The sequence below is a fragment of the Streptomyces sp. SID12501 genome, assembly GCF_010550245.1.
GTDB lineage: Bacteria > Actinomycetota > Actinomycetes > Streptomycetales > Streptomycetaceae > Streptomyces.
Window position 1 is genome coordinate 1 of the sequence record NZ_JAAGLU010001099.1, and the last position, 381, is coordinate 381.

1 protein-coding gene is annotated in these 381 nt (G+C 68.8%); it reads left to right on the top strand.

The annotated features are described in order from the left end of the window. Nucleotides 1–295, top strand: a 295-nt coding sequence (locus tag G3I71_RS50005) for a DUF4232 domain-containing protein (RefSeq protein WP_164325637.1), incomplete at its 5' end; no start/stop codon positions are given. Nucleotides 296–381 lie beyond the last annotated feature (86 nt).

Consider the following 381-nt stretch of genomic DNA (forward strand, 5'->3'; position numbering starts at 1 on the left):
CGTCATGCCGGCCGCGCTGCCCACCGTCGCCTTCGGGTCCGACGGCACCGAGGCCGGGCCCGCCGAGCAGTCCGTCGGCAAGGCGATCACGCTGAGCGGGGGCACCACCGCCTACGCGGGGGTCAACCCCAAGACCACCAACACCGACTGGGGCAAGGAGCTCGACAGCATCATCGTCGCCATCGGCAACGACGACGCCAACCCGGTCTCCCTGAAGGTCGGCACCATCACCGTCGACAAGCCGGTCGTCACCAACTGGCACACCGCGCCGAAGGACGCCGTTCCCTTCAACTAGGTCAACTAGGTCAACTAGGTCAACTAGGTCAACTAGGCCGGAACCCCGTCCCCGGCCTCCGGCTCCGCCGTACCGGCCGCCTCCCG